This is a genomic window from Gordonia otitidis NBRC 100426 (assembly GCF_000248075.1).
GTDB lineage: Bacteria > Actinomycetota > Actinomycetes > Mycobacteriales > Mycobacteriaceae > Gordonia > Gordonia otitidis.
This window is the reverse complement of the sequence record NZ_BAFB01000147.1, coordinates 1-4,562: the sequence shown is the minus strand read 5'-3', so window position 1 is coordinate 4,562 and position 4,562 is coordinate 1. Positions and strand designations below refer to the sequence as shown.

Below are 4,562 nucleotides of genomic sequence, written 5' to 3'. Positions count from 1 at the left end.
GTGTGCTGGTTGCGGTGGCGCGACTTCATCGGCGCTGGGCAGCGGCCGAACACCGTCGCGACGCGCGGCTGCGACGCTGAGCACGCCCCTCAGCCGCGACGGGTCACCGAAGAACCTACGGCCCGACGACACCGCCGACGCGAAGGAACCCTCTTTGCCGTCCGCGTAGAAGATCGCATCGACGGGAATACCGATCCCGGACTCGACGAGATTGATCATCGCATTCTCTTCGAGGATGGAGGGCTGAGGGAGTGACGTCGAGTCGTCGCGAAGGAATCCGGCGAACGCATGGGTGTCCATGATCCACAGGAGAGGGCGCAATCCCGCGGCTTCGAGGCATGCTGCGTAGGCGACCGACAGGTCGATGCAGGTGCCAAATCGCTCTTCGAGGACCTGCGACGTGGTGCGAACCTTCTGGCCTGTGTTTTCGAATGACGCAGGCGGGTCGATATATCTGATCCCGCGGACATGTAGCGCCTCGTAGATGGCGGCGGCGATGAGCGCAGCGCGCTGCGGGCCGCGCTGGTAGCCGCCGAGCGACGAATCGCCGGTGTCGACGCGGAGGATCTCGGCAGCGTCGTCGAGGACCGCTGTTACGGAGTGCGTGTTGGGTTGCACGAATGCAGCGAGAGAGTCGTAGAAGACGGGCTGGGCGAACCATTCGTTGTGCGCGAGGACGCGAATCGGAATGGTGATCTGAGTTGGTGTCGCCCACACGCTCGATACAGACAGCGTGAGACTTCCGCGCTGACTTTCGTTCAAGGTCTTGAGGAACTCGGTAGCGGGCACGAACTGCGCGAAGTCGTCCCAGACGACGCTGGCTCCGGGCGCTATCCGGCCGTCGTGAGTGCGAGTGATCGGGGCAGTGAGTTCCGCCTCGCCGCTCAAGAGGTGAGCGGTGACCGTGAGATCAGTCAGCTCGACGTCGGCAGCGTTGGTGATCTCGATTGCCGATATCAGCGGGACGCCGTTATGGACGAGTGCCAGGTTTACCGCCGGCAGTGCGTGGATCGAAACTCGAAGACCATCCTGTTCCACGGTGTGGGTGGTTTCGACCGGCGTCGTGCTCATTGATCATCCTCCATCGCCCCTGGCGGGGCGTCGCGCTGAGAAGACAGTACGACGGGCGTACGACAGGGTTGCAGGAACCCGGACATTGCGCGCTACGCGGGTCGTGTCGACGGGAACCTGTCGCAGTACACGCACCACCCGCGGGTGCCGAATTTGAGGTTCTCGATACGCGTCAACGGGCGGCCGCACTGGCATTTGTCCGGCCATTGGTCGCTGCCTTGGGCGCCGCCTTCAGTTCGGCGTCGGGTCATCATCCGTACCGCGTCGGCGAACTCCGCGCATTCGGTCCGCAGCCAGGTCCCTCCGATGCGTTCTCCGAGTAGCGGTGCTGCCGACGACCAGACAACGTCACCGACGACAGCTAGTGACTCGTTCAGTGGCTTCGCGGGTCGCAGAAACACATCCGAAGTGGTGAGCCGTGTGACCGCCAAGGGGAGATCGCCATCCGGTTCTGGAGAGAACCACAGCGACACTGGTTGATGTTGAGCCGCGTAGGCGAGCGGTTCGGTGAGCGGATGAAGGACATCCGGAGAAACAGTTGCACTGCGGATCTCGATCGGTCCTGTGCTCTCGCAAATGTCGGTACGAAGGCGATCCAAATCGGTGACGACTTCGGTCGGTGCGCTCTGGCTCTGGCGAAAAACCTCGTCGATGCCGATGACGTTCGCGGTCTTGAGCAAGTTCCGGAAGAACTCGTAGTTGGCGTCGGGTCGCCGGCGTTGGCGGTGAACGCGACCGAAGTCCGCAAGGAGTATCAATTGCTCGCGTGCCCTGCTGGCTCCAACGTTGACCAGCCGCGCGCCTTCGCCGCCAGCTTCACCATTGCCAAACCACGGATGTAGCTTGAAATTGCTGCCGTCGGCGTCGACGCAGTCGAAAAGCACAACATCCGCCTCGCCGCCCTGGAACCTGTGGACAGTCGAGCCAGATCGTTTGCCGTCCCTGGCAAATGCTCGAAGTAGAGACGATTGAGAATTGAACGGGGTGATCAACGCTGCCGATGCTGATGGCGGAATCGCCGCCACGATGGCTGCCGCGAGCTGGGCGTGCATCAGGTTGTAGCGCGAGCTCACCCCACCGCGTCGCGCGACCCATGTCCTCAGCTGCGACGTGTCGATTGCTACGGTTGGAGCCCCGTCGAAGGGAAGACCGCTAACTGGTTTCCTATCGGTTACCGAAGTTGCTGTGACGAGCGGACTTTCGCGGTAATAGCCTGCGCTGACCGCGTCACTGATGTATGGACGCATGCGGTGCTGTGTTGTCAGCGCGACCAGTGATCGCGGTGGTCGTCCCCGTAGAACGTCGCTTGACACCTGTGAAGCTTCGAAAGAGCTCTGCGCCAGCCATTGTCGGGCATCGGGTGTATCTGAGAGCACGACAGGACTCAACTGGCGAAAATCGCCAGCGACGATGGTGTGACCGCTGCCGAGACCCGCGACCAGCATGGCGAGCGTGGTGGGCAGCATGCTGGCCTCGTCGATGACGACGACATCGAATGTCTGGTTCGCCAACGTATCGAGCACGCACTGGTGTGCTGTCGCCGCGACCAACTGTGCGTCACATACGACTTGCAGTCGGATATCACGAAGCGCTTCGTCAAGTTGCTTGATCAACTCCGAAGCTTCCGCGATCTGCTTGTGCACGTGTAGCTGCTCGGCATCCGACATCGTCGGCTCGCTGCTCAACGACTGCGCATGCAGACGTTCGGTAAGTGTCGCTTTGCGGTGCATCAGCTCAACGGACCGCCGAGCGATCCGCTCACCACGGGTTGCGGCGACTTCGTCGACGAGCACAGGATGCGGATTGTCGGCAAGTAACATGTCGACTGGCCTGCCAACGCGAACTATCCCACCGGGGGCCACGCTGGGGCACTGCTTCAAAATTCCGGAGAGCGCAACGTCAATTGCAGTATTCGTAGGGCCAGTCACCAAGACTCGCTTGCCCGCTGCCAACAGCTCACGGACGAGAACTGACAGTGTGGTGGTCTTGCCGGTACCGGGTGGCCCCCACAGCCAGGTGAGACCGTGAGAGAGCCCGAGTCGAACGGCATCGTTCTGCTCAGGGTTCAGGTGACTGTCCGGCTCGCGGTTGGGGAAGTGACGCGCGGGCTCATCGCTGCGCATCGCGACAGCGAGTGCGGCACTGGTGTTGAAACCATCTGGGCTATCGAGTATCGACATGAGTCGTCGCCGTTGCGACCGTAAGAGCCAGGTCAGGTCGATACGTAGCTGCCCTCGCGCGGTGTCAGGAAGGTCGTTTGGAACTACTAACGTGAGCCGGGTTCCGAAGCGGCTGACCACTTCGACGGGATGTGTAGTTGCAGCTCCTCCGTAGCCGAGGACTAGCGTGGCCTCAGTTCCCTCGCGAACCTCGGTATCTTCTTCCATCTCGAAAACCATGAGATCGTGGATGTCCGTCGCCTGATGGCGTTGGCCGTTGTTCAGTCGGATTGTCTTCTCAGCTACCTGCTTCACGGAGGCGGTGATCTCAGCCGCGATCGCGTCGGCCGCATGCTGTCCGAGTTCGTTCCACTGCGGGTGCAGTGGATAGGTCTTCGCCGCGGGTCGCGTCGGCGCATTGAGCCCGGCTTGCCGTCTGAGCTCCGCGACCTCCGTCTTCATCGCGGGGGTTCCGCGCTTGCCGATGCGGTATCCACTGCGCGGCTTGGCCTGGTCGTCGATTACTCGGGTGCCCGACAGCATCCACTCGGAGGTTGTCTGGTCGAACTGGGCAACAGGGCGGTCGTTGCACAGCAGGAACAGCTCGCCGCTGGTACACCGCAATCCGCGGCGACCGAGTTCTGCCACGACGACGCTGTCTGCGACGGGGCCGTCGGCCAGTATTTTCGCGAGTTGGTCGAGGATCTGGGTACTTCTCGTGCGCTTCACTGTCCACCTTCATTGAGAGCTCAATGAGGTGTATCACACGAGTCGGACATACTGTTCGAAACGGGCGTCAGAGCGAGGATAGGCCCGGTGCGAAGTTCGCTACTCTTCCACTTAAAAGAGCTGAAGTAGCCACGTAGATGTGGATCAAAGACGCTGCCCGGTGACGACCTCGAGCGCTGTCTCGTATTTGTTGCCGCCGCCCACCGGGAACGAGTGCCGGCGCTCGTGTCAGCTTGAGCGGTAAGCATGAAGGAGGCGACCCCGTTTCCCAGCGCAGCGTCTTGCGCGTCTACCGCGCCAGCACCCTAAGCCAGTCTCGGAGCGCTCCCGACACGGCGAGCCTGTGGAGCTGCCCCGGGAGCATGGACTCAAGCGTCAGCAGCTTGTGGATCGCGGCGAGCGCCTCGTCAGCATTTGCAGTTTTGGCAAACGCTGGCGATTCCAAGTCTGCCACGGTCTTTCCCGCAAGGATTCGATCCGCATCCATGCCGAGGTAAGGCCGGAAGGACTCGGTGAGATCTTCACGAAGCTGCCGCGTATCATTGCTCGTCGCGTCGGTCGAGACAAGCTGTTCTAGCTCAGGAAGGAACTTGGTGAGTTCCG

At 61.7% G+C, this 4,562-nt stretch carries 2 protein-coding genes and 1 pseudogene; all 3 read right to left on the bottom strand.

Going from position 1 to position 4,562, the window contains the following annotated elements:
- On the bottom strand, nt 1-1,071 hold a 1,071-nt coding region (locus GOOTI_RS14865; RefSeq protein ID WP_007239431.1), incomplete at its 3' end, for a transglutaminase-like domain-containing protein.
- A gap of 92 nt (nt 1,072-1,163) precedes the next feature.
- Nucleotides 1,164-3,773 (bottom strand): AAA domain-containing protein, encoded by a 2,610-nt coding sequence (locus GOOTI_RS14860; RefSeq protein ID WP_169315816.1) that lies wholly within the window; start codon nt 3,771-3,773, stop codon nt 1,164-1,166.
- 475 nt (nt 3,774-4,248) lie between these two features.
- A pseudogene (locus GOOTI_RS26170) lies at nt 4,249-4,562 on the bottom strand (hypothetical protein); the annotation flags it as partial.